The organism is Streptomyces sp. NPDC091279 (assembly GCF_044757465.1).
Taxonomy (GTDB): domain Bacteria; phylum Actinomycetota; class Actinomycetes; order Streptomycetales; family Streptomycetaceae; genus Streptomyces.
Genome location: NZ_JBIVVA010000004.1, coordinates 127,341 through 141,144 on the forward strand (window position 1 = coordinate 127,341; position 13,804 = coordinate 141,144).

Annotated in this window: 13 protein-coding genes and 1 pseudogene; 3 read left to right on the forward strand and 11 right to left on the reverse strand. The window is 72.7% G+C overall.

Annotated features, from left to right (window positions below; translation table 11 throughout):
- Window positions 1-13: 13 nt before the first annotated feature.
- From ACIQOU_RS10995 to ACIQOU_RS11010, 4 genes are read right to left on the reverse strand one after another with little or no spacing between them, the layout of a single operon-like run.
- The gene (locus ACIQOU_RS10995; protein WP_401536004.1) at window positions 14-796 is read right to left on the reverse strand and encodes an amino acid ABC transporter ATP-binding protein; all 783 of its coding nucleotides are present in this window, start codon (window positions 794-796) and stop codon (window positions 14-16) included.
- On the reverse strand, window positions 793-1,521 hold the full coding sequence (locus tag ACIQOU_RS11000; protein WP_401536006.1) for an amino acid ABC transporter permease: 729 nt from the start codon (window positions 1,519-1,521) through the stop codon (window positions 793-795). Before ACIQOU_RS11000 ends, ACIQOU_RS10995 begins: the two co-directional genes overlap by 4 nt.
- Window positions 1,522-1,540: 19 nt before the next feature.
- A complete protein-coding gene (locus ACIQOU_RS11005; RefSeq protein ID WP_401536008.1) occupies window positions 1,541-2,416 on the reverse strand; it encodes an ABC transporter substrate-binding protein in 876 nt (291 codons plus the stop codon).
- Window positions 2,417-2,423: 7 nt separating this feature from the next.
- Window positions 2,424-3,383, reverse strand: coding sequence for a dihydrodipicolinate synthase family protein (locus ACIQOU_RS11010; RefSeq protein ID WP_401536010.1), 960 nt, complete (start codon window positions 3,381-3,383; stop codon window positions 2,424-2,426).
- Between the two features lie 206 nt (window positions 3,384-3,589).
- On the opposite strand from ACIQOU_RS11010, the gene ACIQOU_RS11015 reads away from it, so the two are divergent.
- Window positions 3,590-4,645 carry a LacI family DNA-binding transcriptional regulator gene (locus ACIQOU_RS11015; protein WP_401536012.1) on the forward strand — a complete coding sequence of 352 codons (1,056 nt, stop codon included), beginning with the start codon at window positions 3,590-3,592 and terminating at the stop codon, window positions 4,643-4,645.
- 118 nt (window positions 4,646-4,763) lie between these two features.
- A complete protein-coding gene (locus tag ACIQOU_RS11020) occupies window positions 4,764-5,384 on the forward strand; it encodes an MMPL family transporter (protein WP_401536014.1) in 621 nt (206 codons plus the stop codon).
- Here ACIQOU_RS11020 and ACIQOU_RS11025 read toward each other — a convergent pair.
- From ACIQOU_RS11025 to ACIQOU_RS11050, 6 genes and pseudogenes are all read right to left on the reverse strand, one after another.
- Entirely contained in the window at window positions 5,269-5,970 is a 702-nt protein-coding gene (locus ACIQOU_RS11025; RefSeq protein WP_401536016.1) for a response regulator, read from the reverse strand. The genes ACIQOU_RS11020 and ACIQOU_RS11025 overlap by 116 nt on opposite strands.
- Window positions 5,971-6,341: 371 nt before the next feature.
- Window positions 6,342-6,980 (reverse strand): annotated as a pseudogene (locus ACIQOU_RS11030) (CBS domain-containing protein); the annotation flags it as partial.
- 65 nt (window positions 6,981-7,045) lie between these two features.
- Complete coding sequence (locus ACIQOU_RS11035; protein ID WP_401536018.1) at window positions 7,046-7,510, reverse strand: Crp/Fnr family transcriptional regulator; 465 nt, start codon at window positions 7,508-7,510, stop codon at window positions 7,046-7,048.
- A 374-nt stretch (window positions 7,511-7,884) separates the two neighbouring features.
- Complete coding sequence (locus tag ACIQOU_RS11040; protein ID WP_401536020.1) at window positions 7,885-8,466, reverse strand: hypothetical protein; 582 nt, start codon at window positions 8,464-8,466, stop codon at window positions 7,885-7,887.
- 58 nt (window positions 8,467-8,524) lie between these two features.
- Window positions 8,525-8,944 (reverse strand): STAS domain-containing protein, encoded by a 420-nt coding sequence (locus ACIQOU_RS11045; RefSeq protein WP_401536022.1) that lies wholly within the window; start codon window positions 8,942-8,944, stop codon window positions 8,525-8,527.
- Between the two features lie 237 nt (window positions 8,945-9,181).
- Window positions 9,182-9,643 (reverse strand): pyridoxamine 5'-phosphate oxidase family protein, encoded by a 462-nt coding sequence (locus tag ACIQOU_RS11050; RefSeq protein ID WP_401536024.1) that lies wholly within the window; start codon window positions 9,641-9,643, stop codon window positions 9,182-9,184.
- A gap of 316 nt (window positions 9,644-9,959) precedes the next feature.
- On the opposite strand from ACIQOU_RS11050, the gene ACIQOU_RS11055 reads away from it, so the two are divergent.
- Window positions 9,960-11,687 carry a GAF domain-containing protein gene (locus ACIQOU_RS11055; protein WP_401536026.1) on the forward strand — a complete coding sequence of 576 codons (1,728 nt, stop codon included), beginning with the start codon at window positions 9,960-9,962 and terminating at the stop codon, window positions 11,685-11,687.
- A 225-nt stretch (window positions 11,688-11,912) separates the two neighbouring features.
- Here the strand turns inward: ACIQOU_RS11055 and ACIQOU_RS11060 are convergent, their stop codons facing one another.
- A complete protein-coding gene (locus ACIQOU_RS11060) occupies window positions 11,913-13,295 on the reverse strand; it encodes an alpha/beta hydrolase (RefSeq protein ID WP_401536027.1) in 1,383 nt (460 codons plus the stop codon).
- Window positions 13,296-13,804: the final 509 nt, after the last annotated feature.

The following is a 13,804-nucleotide window of genomic DNA, read 5'->3' on the forward strand; positions in this document are numbered from 1 at the left end:
GGGGACGGGGGGTTCACAGAATCCGCTCCAGGAACTGGCGGGTGCGTTCGTGCTCCGGCGCGGAGAAGAACAGGTCGGGGGAGTTGTCCTCCACCACCTGGCCGTCGGCGATGAACACCACCCGGTCGGCCGCCGCGCGGGCGAAGCCCATCTCGTGACTGACGACGATCATGGTCATGCCCTCCTCGCGGAGCCGGACCATGACGTCGAGCACCTCGCCGACCATCTCCGGGTCGAGCGCCGAGGTGGGCTCGTCGAAGAGCAGCAGTTCGGGGCGCATCGCCAGGGCGCGGGCGATGGCCACCCGTTGCTGCTGGCCGCCGGAGAGCTGGGCGGGGTAGGAGCCGGTCTTGTCGGCGAGGCCCACCATGGCCAGCAACTCCCCTGCCGCGACGCGTGCTTCGGCCTTGGACTCGCCGTTGACGTGCACCGGGCCGGACGCCACATTGTCCAGCGCGGTCATGTTCGGGAAGAGGTTGAACTGCTGGAACACCATGCCGGTGCGCCGTCGTTGGACGGCGATCCGACGCTCCCGCAGGGCGATCTGGCGTCCGGCCCGGTCGCCGTAGCCGATGCGTTCGCCGCAGACGCTGACGGTGCCCGAGTCGGGGGTCTCCAGGTGGTTGAGGGTGCGCAGGAACGTGCTCTTGCCGCCGCCCGACGGACCCAGCACGAGCACCACCTCGCCCTGCCTGACGGTCAGGTCGATGCCCTTGAGGACCTCGACCCCGCCGTACGACTTGCGGACCTGGCGCGCTTCGACGACCACGGCCGCGGCTGTCTTCTCGTCGGTCATCGGGTCTCCAGTTCGAGTGCCGGAACGGTGGCGCTCCTGACGCGGCGGCCACGGCTCGGCCCGGTCTGGTGGCCGCGGCCGACCCGGACCTCCAGCCACCGCTGGACCAGTCCCCACAGGGTGGTCATCGCCAGGTAGTACAGGGCGGCCGCGGTCAGGCCCTCCAGGACCCGGAAGTTGGTCTGGACGGCGAACTGGGTACGACGCAGCAGTTCCTCGACGGAGATCACCGAGACCAGCGTGGTCGTCTTGAGCAGGCCGTTGAAGCTGTTGCCGAGCGGCGGGACCATCACCCGCAGCGCCTGCGGCACGACCACCACCCGGAACACCTTCCAGGGCGGCATGCCCAGGGCACGGGCCGCCTCGGACTGGCCGCGCGGGACCGACAGGACCCCGGCGCGGACGATCTCCGAGAGGTACGCCGCCTCGTTGAGGACCAGGCCGGTCAGCGCCGCGCTGATCACCCCGAGGCGCAGCCCCAGCTGCGGCAACCCCGTGTAGATGATGACCAGTTGGACCAGCAGCGGGGTGCCGCGCATCAGCCAGACGTAGAAGCCCGTGACCGCCCGGACCGGTGCGACGCGGGACGCTCTGCCCAGGGCCACGAGGACGGCGAGCGGCAGGGCGAGCGCCATGCTGACCGTGGTCAGCCAGATCGTCGTCCAGGCTCCCTGGATGAGCTGGGGATTGCTGAGGAAGGAGAAGAAGGCATCCCAGGACCACATGGCTCGCGCCCTTCGCTGGTTACTTCGCGCCGATCGCGCCGGTGGTCACCTTGAGGTCGCCGGTGTAGGCCGTGACGCCGTACCTCTTGAACAACGTGGCCAAGTACCCGTTGCCGCGCAGGGTGTTGAGCGCGCTCGCGACCGCGTCGGCGGGCTTCTGCTTGCCGAAGCCGAGGGCGAGCGGGGCGGGGTTCATGCCCTTGACCGCCGTCTGGAAGCGGCCGTCCTTCTGGTAGTAGCTGGTGACCGACTCGACGATGGCGACGCCCTGGACCTGGCCAGCGGACAGCGCCTGGTAGGCGTCGGCGGTGGTGGTGAAGGTGCGGACGGTGACCTGCTTCTTGCCGGCGGCCTTGAGCTTCTTGTTGAGCGCGGTGAGGGTGTCGAACTCGTAGCCCGGGGCTTCCACGGCGATGGTCTTGCCGGACAGGTCGTCCTCGGAGGTGATCTTCGGCGGGTTGCCCTTGGCGACGGAGACGGAGACGCCCTGGATCTCGTACGGGACGAGCTTGACGGTCTTGGCGCGCTCCGGCGTGTAGAACATGCCGGTGTCGATCATGTCCCAGCGCCCGGACTGCACGCCGGGGATCTGCGCGTCGAAGGGGATGTTGACGAACTTCGGGGTGAGACAGAGGAGTTTGGCTATCTCGTCGCCGAGCTCCACCCGCATGCCGACGATCTTGTTGGAGGCGTCCAGGTACTGCATGGGCGGCAGGGTCGCGTTGGTCGAGATCGTCAGCGTGCCCGCCTTGACCAGGTCGCCCTTGGCCACCTTGGGCGTGCAGCCGGTCGGGGACGCGGCGGCGGACGACGAGGACGAGTCCCCGTTGCCGCAGGCCGTCAGCGTCAGAAGCAGGGCGGCGGCTGAGGAGGCCGCGATGAGAAGTCTGCGCACGGTCGGTTCACCTTTTTCCGGTACGGGTGGAACAGGGGTGCAGCCCGGCCTCGCCGAGCGCCTCGGACAGGCCGAGCAGCGCGGTCGGGTCCTCCAGGGGGAGCAGCGGGGGGCGAACGTGCCCTCCGGGCTGCCCGAGCAGCCGCATCGCGGCTTTGAGCTGCGAGGTGGGTGAGGCGAACCGTGAGCTGTAGTCGTCGTTGACGAGCAGGTTCACAAGCCGTTCGTAGCGTGCGGACCAGTCCCGGGCCCGGTCGAGGTCACCGGCCCAGTAGGCCTCGTAGAAGGGGACGGCGAAGCCGGCGCCGAGGCCGCCGCCGTCGATGTTCCCCGCGCCGCCGAACTCGGCCATCACGGCCATGCCCCGGCGGTGGATGAAGCGGCCGAAGACCTGGACCTTCCCGGCCAGGGCGGCGCAGGTGTCCGCGACCTTCAACTCGTCGCCCGAGCTGTCCTTCACGGCCACCACGGTGTCCAACTCGGCCAGTTTCACCAGGGTGTCGACCGTGATGTCCACGGCGGTGCCGCGCGGCCAGTTGTAGACCATGAGCGGCAGGTCGACCGCCCCGGCCAGAGCGGCGTAGAAGGCGTGGATCTCGTCCTGGCTCGGATGGACGTAGGGCGGCGGGGTGGTGAGGATGCCGTCCGCGCCGATCGCACGGGCGTGGGCGCCGTAGCGCGCGGACTCGGCCGCGGTGTACGCGCCGCAGCCGATCACCACCGGGATGTGGCCGGAGAGCTCGGTGACCGCGATCTCGGCCACCCGGCGGCGCTCCTCGGGGGTCTGGGAGAACCACTCGCCGGTCGTACCGTTCACCAGCACCCCGTGGACGCCGTGGTCGGCGTAGAGCCCGAGCAGCGCGCGCCAGGCGTTCTCGTCGAGGGAGCCGTCGGCGGCGAACGGGGTGGGAGCGGCGGGCCAGTAGCCGCGCCAGGAGACGCCGCCCGCGGTGGTCGAAGAGGTCACTGCACGCTCCATGGGATCGATTGCACAGCACGGTGGCAGCGGATCAGGGTGGCGGTCAATCACGTTCTGGTGGGAAATTGCTCGTGAAACGGACTGTTTACGTCGCTGACTTCAACGGATCTGCCATCATGGCGCTCACGACCCGGCCACCTTTCGACTGACGGGCAGGGTCACATGGGATCGATTTCATGATCGGGGGTGGGCCGGTGGCAGTCACCTTGGACCAGGTGGCCGAGGCGGCGGGGGTCTCCAAGAGCACGGCCTCGCGGGTGTTGAGCGGGTCGAGCCGGGTCAGCTCCCAGACCCGGCGGGCGGTGCAGTCGGCGGCCGAACGCCTCGGCTACCGCCCGAACCGGATCGCCAGCGGACTGCGCACCCGGCGCAGCAACCTCATAGGGCTGGTGATCACCAACCTGGTCAACGCCTCCTTCCACACCATCACCGGGGTGCTCCAGCAGCGGCTGGACGAGTGCGGCTACCAGGTGCTGCTGTGCGTCACCGACGCCGACCCGGTGCGCGAACGCCGTTACCTGGAGATGCTGTTGGACCACCGCGTCGACGGCCTGATCATCGTGGGCACCGGCGACAACCTCGCGACGGTCCGTCAGGTCAGCGAGGCCGGCATCCCCGTGGTCAACCTGATGCGGACCCCCGACGGCGCTCCCGGTGACTCCGTGATGGCCGGCGACCGGGAAGGCGCCGAACTCGCCGTCCGGCATCTGCTCGGCCTCGGCCACCGGCGCATCGCCTTCATCGGCGGCCCGGCGGGCGTCGACTCCGGACGTGACCGCCACGCGGGATTCGCCGCCGCCCTGGGCGCCGCCGGACTCGAACCCGATCCCGCCCTGTGCGCACGCGGTCCCTACACCGTGCCGTTCGGCGCGGAGGCGGCGCTGCGGGTGATGGGTGCGGACGACCCGCCCACCGCGCTGTACAGCGCCAACCACGAGGCGACGTTCGGGGCGCTCGGGGCCCTGGTGCAGCTCGGCGTCCGGGTGCCGGAGCAGCTCTCCCTGGTGTGCCACGAGGAGGCACCCTGGTTCCCGTACTGGCACCCGCCGATCACCGTCGTCGACAACGGCGCCCGCGACCTCGGCGAACTCGCCGCGGAGCAGATCCTGCGCCGCATCAACAACCGCCCCCACGGCGACGACCCCGACCCCCAGGGCGTCGGCCGCCTCCTCCGCGTCGGCTCCCGGCTGGTGATCCGCAGCTCGACCACCGGCCCGCGTCATCCGGGGTCAGGGCCGACCGACGGCTGAACCGGCCCTCGCACGGCGGGCCGTGACGGGAGGGGGCGAGGCGCCGACGGCGGGCGCATGGAGGGCCCGTCCGCTCGGCAGGCCCTCCGTGGGGCGGGCCTGTCCGCTCGCCACGGCCGTGTCTACTGCGTCGGGCGGCGCGGTCGGGCAGGTCGGCGCGGGCGGCCAGGGCGGCCGGATCGACTGGCAGGCCGATGACGGCAGGGTCACCGACGACGCCGTCCGCGCGGACATGACCTCCACGCTGGAGACGGTCGCGGACGCACCGGGGGTGGCCGCCGTGGTCAGCCCCTACACGGACGCCGGCGCCCAGCAGATCAGCGAGGACGCCTCGACGGCGTACGCCACCGTCACCTTCGACGCGACGGCCGACGACGCCCGGATCGAGACGGTGCGCACCCTCGCCCTGGCCGAGTCCTCCGGCAGCCTGCGCATCGCGCTGAACGGCCAGGCCTTCACCGCCACCCCGGCCTCGAACCCGGCCACCGAGGACCTCGGCACCGTGCCGGCCTTCCTCATCCTGCTGCTGGTCTTCCGGGCGGTGTGGATGGCGGCGTTGCCCATCATCACGGCCGTCGCCGGTGTCGGCACCGCCGCGCTCACCGTCATGCTGAGTCCCCGGCTCACCTCACGGAGCGGTCTGCCTGCTCCGGGCGCTCCAACTGGGAGGCGAGGACGGCGGCTTGGACGCGGCGTTGGACGCCGAGTTTGGCGAGCAGGCGGGAGATGTGGTTCTTGACGGTCTTCTCGGACAGGTAGAGCTTCGCGCCGATCTCACGGTTGGTGAGGCCGTCCCCGATCAGGGCGAGGATGTCGCGCTCACGCGGGGACAGGCTCGCCAACTCAGGGGAGAGCGCCGGGGGTTCGGCGGGGTCGGCGCGCAGCGAGCGCATCAGACGGGCCGTGGTCGCGGGGTCCAGCATCGACTGGCCCGAGGCGACCGTCCGCACCGCCGAGACCAGGTCGGAACCCCTGATCTGCTTGAGGACATAGCCCGAGGCCCCGGCCATGATGGCGTCGAGCAGGGCGTCCTCGTCGTCGAACGACGTCAGCATCAGGCAGGCCAGCTCCGGCATCCGGCTGCGCAGCTCACGGCAGACCGTGATGCCGTCGCCGTCCGGGAGGCGCACGTCGAGCACGGCCACGTGCGGGCGCAGCGCCGGGCAGCGGACGAGGGCGTGGGCGACGGTGTCCGCGTCCCCGACCACCGAGATGTCCGGCTCGGCGTCGAGGAGGTCGGTGATGCCGCGCCGGACCACCTCGTGGTCGTCCAGCAGGAACACCCGGATCGGGTCCTGCTCCGTGAAGGTGCGTGCGTCGGCCATGACGACCTCTCGTATGTCCCGGTGGCGGATTCGGTACGGGCTGCCCGTGACGACGATCATCACGCGCCGGGTGCGCGTCTGCTAGGGCCGACCGGCCCCCGTCGGCGACGGCCCCCGTCGGCACCGGCGAGGATCGGACCCCCTCAGAGCCGCCCGGCGCCCTCCAACCCCAACCCCCCGTCCGCTGGGCTCAGTTCCCCGTCCGCCAACCCCAACTCCCTTGTGTCCAGCCCCAACGCCCCGTCCGCCAACCCCAACTCCCTTGTGTCCAGCCCCAACGCCCCGTCCGCCAACCCCAACGCCCCGGTGTGAGGCCCCAATTCCCCGTCCGCCAACCCCAACTCCCCGGTGTCCAGCCCCCATCCCCCGTCCGCCAACCCGAACTCCACGTCCACGACGCCTTCGACGGCGCGGGCCAGCCGGGCGGCCACCGGGATCAGCGAGCGGTCCCGCACCTGTCCGGTGAACGTCACCACTCCCTCGCGCACCTCGACGCCGACCACCGGACCGGGCCCGGGGAACAGGCCGGGAAGGAGGCCCCGGCGGATCTCCCGGGCGATCTCCTCGTCGTCCCGCAGGAACACCCCGAGCAGGTCGGCCCGGGTGACGACGCCCTCCAGCAGGCCCACTCCGTTCACCACGGGCAGCCGCTCGACCCGGTTGCGTGCCATGGTCCGGGCGGCCTGGGTGAGCAGGGCGTCCGGGCGGACGGTGAGGGCGGGGGAGGTCATCAGCTCCGCCGCGCTGTTCGCGCCGGACTTCGCCTGATCGGCCAGGTGCCGACGCCGTGCCCGGGGCGTGTTCCCCACCGGGCGGAGCCGCGCCCGGTACGGGCCGGGCGCGTCGGTGCGGAACTCCGCCTTGGGCAGCAGGTCGGCCTCCGAGACGACGCCGACGACGCGTCCCTCCCCTTCGAGCACGGGCAGGGCGCTCACCTTCCAGCCCCGCATCAGCCGCACCATCTCCTTGACACCGGCGTCCCGGCCGACGGCGACGACCGCCCGCGTCATGACGTCGCCGACGGTGTGCGGGGCGCTCACGGCGACCGCTTCCCGCTCCGGTGCGTGGACGACGTTCACCGGTGGCCGCCGGCCCCGTACGGGGCGTACAGGTCGAGCAGCCTGGTCCTGGCGGCGCGCAGGCGGTGGGCCAGCACGTCACCGACCCAGCGGGTGACGGCGTTGCCCATGGCCGGGTCCTGCGCGCACATCACGCGGACCGCCTCGGCGTCGAACTCGTAGGCCCGTACCGGGGTGGTCGCTTCGGCGCCCAGATGCCAGGCGTGCGGAGCGAACAGCCAGGACCAGCCGACGAGTTCGTTGTGCCGGAGGGTCTCGATGACGGCCGCGCGCCGGCCGGGCACGTGCATGTCGAGTTCGACCGTGCCGGTGCGGATGATCCAGAACCGGTCGGCCCGGCCGCCCTCCTCGAACAGGCGCGCGCCTTGCGGGAAGGCGGCCTCCCGGGCGATGCCCCGGAGCCGTTGCCGGTACTCGGCGGGCAGGGCGCGGGCCATGGTGGGCGCGGGGGTGGTGATCACGATGTGACTCCCGGCAGGGTTCGGCGACTGTCACGACCAGCGTGTACCGGGCACCTGACGGCTGCCAGGGGCCGTCCGGCCCAACGAGCGGGCCGCTCGGCTCCGGCCGAGGGCCAACGCGACGCGGCAATGGGCGAGTTCGCGGCGGGGTGTGCTCGACCTTGACGGTCGGTTCGCGGGCGGCGGCCAGGGCGCGGCATCTTGAATCCCCGACGGGACGCACGGCACCCCAGACGCCGGACGTAGAACGAACGCCCCCGACCAACCGGAACCAGCACGGCCCCACCCCAGCAGATCGCGCGCCCCCCCCCGCGCACACCCGGCATCCGACAGCGCGGCGCGAACGACCGTGCGTACACGCCCGGTTCCGTCGGTCAGGCGGCCCGGTGTCCCCATCGCGGCCCCACCGTCTCCCACTCCCGGCCCCACTCGTCGAGGCGCCGTCGGTCGAGCCGTGACCGGACCGCGGCCCCCACGGCCTGGACGACGGCGACGACGGCCAGCCCGGTGAGGATGCCCAGGAAGGCCGCCGAGCCCGCGGCCTCCGTGGGGCTGGCCGGGGCCGTCTTCAGCGCGCCGTCGCCGTCCTGCCAGACCGTGACGCCGGTGCCCGCCGCGCGGCCGGTGGCGACCAGGGTGCGGCCGGTGCGTGGGGAACCGTCGGGGGCTTCCCAACGGACCTTCGCCGGAAGCCTGTCGGCCTCGGTACCCCGCTTCGACGGGGAGACCGGAACGTCGTGGACGAGCACCGCGGTGACCGGACGCAGCTCGGCGCGGTGCTGCACGAAGGCCGCGTCGGCGGCGTGCACCGTGGCAAGGCCCCCGCACAGGCCGCCGATCACGGTCGCCGTCCACACCGCCAGCACGATCCAGGCCTCGATGAGGTCGTCCCGGCGCCGGAGCGGGTTCTTGTGCCAGCGCCAGAACAGTTTCCTCGTGTGCTCGCGGTCGTTCATCGCCTCGGGCCTCCTTCCCGTCGTCGCGCAGTCGACGGTGACAGCCCAGGGGCCGGGGTCACAGGGGACGAACGGGCAGCGCCGATGGGCCGGTCGGGACCGTTTCCCGGCCCGGGAGGGGGCCGTTCGGCCCACGCGGCGGCAGGCCGGACAGCACCTCGAAGGCTCGGCCGAGACCCGTGGCACGCAGCAGCCGCACGACGTTCTTGCCGTCGGTGACCAGCCTGAGCCGCCCGCCCCGGGCCAGCACCCGGTTGCGGGTACGGCACAGCACCCGCAGCCCGGCGCAGTCCATGAAGGACACGGGACGCAGGTCGATCACCAGATCGGGGTGCGGCCCCGAGGTCAGGGCGTCGAGACGGGGCACCAGCGGGTCGGCCGCCGCGAGGTCGATCTCGCCGCGCAGCGTCACCACGGTCGTGCCGTCGACGGTACGGACCGTGTGGCGCGGTGCCGACCTCGTGTGATTCTCGGACATGCTGCGATCAAAACGGCACCGGCGGACAGCGCGAAAGGGCCGAACGTCCCCGCACAGCGGGTCAGTTGGACCCTCGGGGACTGTCCTCCTCGCCCGACGGCGCCCCCAACGGCCCACCAGCGCCGGGGAAGTGGCCGTGCCGGTCGACGGCGACGTCGTTCACGACGAGGCCGTGTTCCGGTCGGCCCGCACGTCGTGGGACGGGGGTGGATGTGACCTGGGGAGCGGGGTGCCGGGTCAGCCGTCGGTGGTGAGGAGGACCCCGGAGACCAGATCGGGGTGGACCCGGATCACCTGGTCCCGCTCCTGGTCCCGGTCGGGCCAGGGGTGCAACGCGGCCTGGCTGCGGGCGAGTTCACCGGGGTCGGTGACGACGCGGGCGTATCCGGTGACCACCACGCTCCAGCCGAGGTGGGTGTCCGGGTCGAGGACGTCGGCCTCGTAGGCGACGACGACACCGGGGCCGTCGGCCTGCCGGGTGTGCGCGGTGAGCGCGGAACCCTCTTCCGTGCGGATCACGATGTCCCCGTCGTCCAGGGCGTGCCGGACCGGGCGCACGGTCGGCAGCGCGTGCCGGGTGAAGACGATCCTCCCCAGGGACACGCTGCCCAGCAGCCGCAGCGCCTCCGCGCCGTCGAGCGGAACACGGCGCGCGGGCGCGGGGGCCCGTCGGACCGGAGGGCTGTCGTCGTTGACCATGGCGGGCTTCCCGTACCGTTCGGTACTCGGTTCTCGAATCGGCGGGTGTGCGGGCGGAGCGACACCGCGGGGGGTCGGTGCCGCTCCTGTGTCCCACTGTCCTCGGCGAAACGGCTTGTTTCCAGGGGCCGTTGGGCCCTGGTCCGGGCCCGGACGGCCCCCGCCCGTGGCCCACCGGCGGCGGCACCGGCCGGGGGTGGCGGGAACCACGTGCCGCGCACCCGGGTCTCGTCCCGGGGCCCGGCGGGCGCGGGTACCGTGATCCCTGTTCGGAGCGGCCAGTGCCCGCCCACTCGCAGAACCGGAGGAGGCACCGGTGGGAACGCCCGAGGAGCCCTGGGACGCTCGCGTACGGCTGCCGCAACTGCGCCTCGACGAGCTGCTGGAGGAACTCCAGGCACGCCTGGACGCGGCCCGCGGCACCCGGGACCGGGTGCACACCCTGCTGGGGGCGGTCCTCTCCGTCGGCCGGGAACTGGACCTGGAACAGGCCCTGCGCAGCATCGTCGAGGCCGCCGCGGTGCTGGTCGACGCCGAGTACGCGGCGCTCGGCGTGATCGCGCCCGACGGCAAGGGGCTCGCCGCCTTCCACACGGTCGGCGTCACCGAGGAGCAGATCGCCCGGATCGGCCCCTATCCGGAGGGGCACGGCATTCTCGGTGAACTGATCCGGCATCCCGAGCCGTTGCTGCTGGCGAAGATCTCCGATCACCCCGCGTCCTACGGGTTCCCGGCCGACCACCCGCCGATGAACACCTTCCTCGGCGTTCCGATCCGGGTGCGCGACCAGGTCTTCGGCAACCTGTACCTCACCGAGAAGCGGGGCGGGGCACGGTTCGACGACGAGGACGAGTCGGTTCTGTCGACGCTGGCCGTCGCGGCCGGCATTGCGATCGACAACGCCCGCCTGTACGAGGAGTCCCGGCTGCGGGAGCGCTGGCTGCGGGCGAACGCCGAGATCACCCACAACCTGATGTCCGGCGGCTTACCCACCGAGGTCCTCGCCCTGATCGCGGAGCGGGCCGGCGAGATCACGGGCTCCGCGCTGGCGGCGGTCGCGCTGCCGATGGAGGAGACCGGGTCGCTGACCGTGGAGATCGCCGTCGGGACGGGCGCCGCCTCGCTCCAGGGGCTCGTGCTGCCCACCGGACGCAGCCTGATGGGGCTGGCCTTCGTCCGGGCCGCCCCCGTCACCGGCACGGACATCGACCACGACGACGACATGTCCCTGGAACCGCCGCTCGTCGAGGGCCTCGGCCCCGCCGTGGCCGTCCCCATCGGTACCCGGGAGGCAGGGGTGCACGGGGTGGTCCTGCTGGCGCGGGAGGCCGGCCGGCCGCCCTTCTCGGCGACCGAGACCGAGACCCTCCAGGCCTTCGCCGCGCAGGCGGCCATCGCCATGGAACTGGCCGACCGGCGCCGCGACGCCGAGGAGATCGCCGTCCTCAAGGACCGCGACCGTATCGCCCGCGACCTGCACGACCTGGCCATCCAACGGCTCTTCGCCACCGGCATGACCCTCCAGAGCGCGGGCCGCTTCATCGACCATCCCGAGGCCGCCGAGCGCGTGGTGCGCGCGGTGGACGACCTCGACGAGACCATCAAGATCATCAGGTCGACGATCTTCGGCCTGCGGTCCCGCGAGGGCACCGGCGGGGACGGGCTGCGCGCGCGTGCCGTGCGGGTCGTCGGTGAGGCCGCCCCGGTGCTGGGCTTCACGCCGAGCCTGCGGGTGGAGGGCCTGGTGGAGACCCGGGTGCCCCGCGAGACCGCCGACCACGTGATCGCCGTGCTCTCCGAGGCCCTCACCAACATCGCCCGCCACGCCCACGCCCGGCACGCCGACGTGTCCCTCAAGGCCGACGCCGGCCAGGTCGCCCTGACGGTCCGCGACGACGGCATCGGCACCCCGCCCGACGGTCGCCGCAGCGGCCTGCGCAACATGGCGGAACGAGCCGGACAGCTGGGCGGGCACCTGGAGTTGGACAGCCCGCCCGGCGGCGGCACCCGACTGGTCTGGCGGGCACCGGCGTCGGGCGAATGACGCCGGTTGTTCTGCACACCGTGAGCCCTGCCCTGTGGAGCGTTGCCCACGTAGGCACCCCGCCCTCCCCTCCCGGCGCCCTGGAGCGGCCCGAGTGTCTCGGGAACCGCCCCTGCACGCACGCGAGTCAGCGGCCGGAGATGTACAACACCCGCCGGGCGCAGGGGACATGACGGCTGTCCGGCCGGTCTCCGCGAGGGAGGCCGACCGGACCGGGCCTCTCCGTCAGCGGGCCGTCGGCCTGGTCAGGAACTCCGTCAGGGTCCGGGTGAGGGTGTTGTGGGCCGGGGCCGCGAAGAGCGGGTCGAGGTGGTTCATGCCGTCGTCGGTCTCGTAAGTGGCGTACGGGATACGGGAGTCGGCCACCACCGCGCGCGCCGCCTCCGTGATCGTGCCGCCCGCGTAACTCGTCCCGAAGGCGTACAGCGGGATGTCGAGCCGCTGGGCGTGGTGCAGTCGCAGGCCCAGGGAACCGGCGAGCGCGGAGTCCGTGTAGGCGTCGGCGACATCGAGGTCGACGGAGAGCCGGGCGGGCCAGTACCACTCCCACACCGCAGGCACCGGACCGGCGTACGCCGCCGCGACCCGGCCGAGCGGGGTGATGCCGCTGTCGACCCAGCCGCGTACGTCCCCGCTGTCGGCGAGGTGGCCGGAGTGCACGGTGATGGCGTTCGGCCAACCGAAGCTCGCGTCCACCAGGAAGCCCAGCAGGCCCGCGTTGCTGACCGGGTACGGCAGGCGCAGCGCCTCGGGCAGACGGGGCTGGAGGACGGAACGGCCCTCGGGGTCGCTCAGCGCGTAATGCCCGGCCAACTGGTACCAGATCTGCGTGCTCTCCGCGCGGCTGCCCAGGCCCACCCCGCTCAGGGTCCGATCGAAGACCGCCCCGGCGTCGATGGCCGCCAGCCGCTCCCGCACCTCCTGCGGCGAGTCCGCGACCGGGTCGCCCGTGCCGTCGAACGCCCCGCGCACCCCGCCGTCGACGACCACCAGCCCGGCGAGCCCCTGGTAGCCGGGGCTGCCGTCGAAGTCCCAGGCCGCGTACGCCAGCGCGGTCGTCGCTCCCCAGGAGTGCCCGCCGAGCACCACCCGCCGATCACCCCGGCCGGCGGCCTGGACGACCACCCGGAGATCCGCGAGGGCCAGCGCCAGGCCCCAGTCGGCGGCGAAGGGGGACGCGGCCGGGTCCTGCGTGCGGTACCCGCCGTCCAGGTAGTAGCCGACGGGGTCAGGAGCGGCGAACCCCGAGCGGTCGGCGAGGTTCTCCTCCCGCCGGTCGAGGGCCCACACCTGTAAGCCGGGCACGGCCGCGACCAGATCACGCGCCAGGAGACGGAAGTCGCCTGCCGCGCCGAACATGCCGGGCACCAGCACCAGGACGGTGCCCGCCGTGTCGGGACCGACCTTGAGGACATGCACCCGGTCCGACCCGGCGGGCCCGCCGCCACTGCCCACGGCCACCGGCACATACGGCTCCGGTCCGACGGCACCCGGTACACGTCCCACGGCCCACCCGGAACCGGCCCCCGTGCCCATGGCGGCCGAGGCCAGGGCCAGCCCGCCCAACATTCCGCCCAGCACCGCGCGGCGCGGCAGACGCTTCGTCATGTCACTTACCTCCAGCGAGAGTTGATCACCACAGCTTCCCTCGCTGCTCCGGCACGCCTCGCACCAGGGGCCCGGTCATCTCCGTCCCTCGCCACGCCCGACGACCCTCCGGTGAGGGCACGGCCATACCACGTCGGTCCGATCGACGCGCTCCACGCGTCCGGCACGCACGCCGTCACGACCGGCTCCGGCGCTGAACGACGACGCCCTCAGCGGCCGCCCGAAGGGGACGCGGCTGATCGTCCGCCGCGAGGAACGGCCCCTGTCCGGGCCCCAGTTGGGCTTCACCTAGGCTGACGAGCTGCGGCTCGCCTGGTTCGCCACCAGCACGCCGGGCGACAGGAACGACGACGTTCGCGGATCTCCCGCGCGTCGAGGCCGTAGACGGGGGAGCCGAAACGGTCGACGGATACGCCCCTCGGCCTCCGGGCACGCGGAACGGGCCCAGCCAGCAAGGCTGTTGGCGTTGGCGTCCGCGTCCGCATCGGCGCCGTCGAGGAGCCGGGACC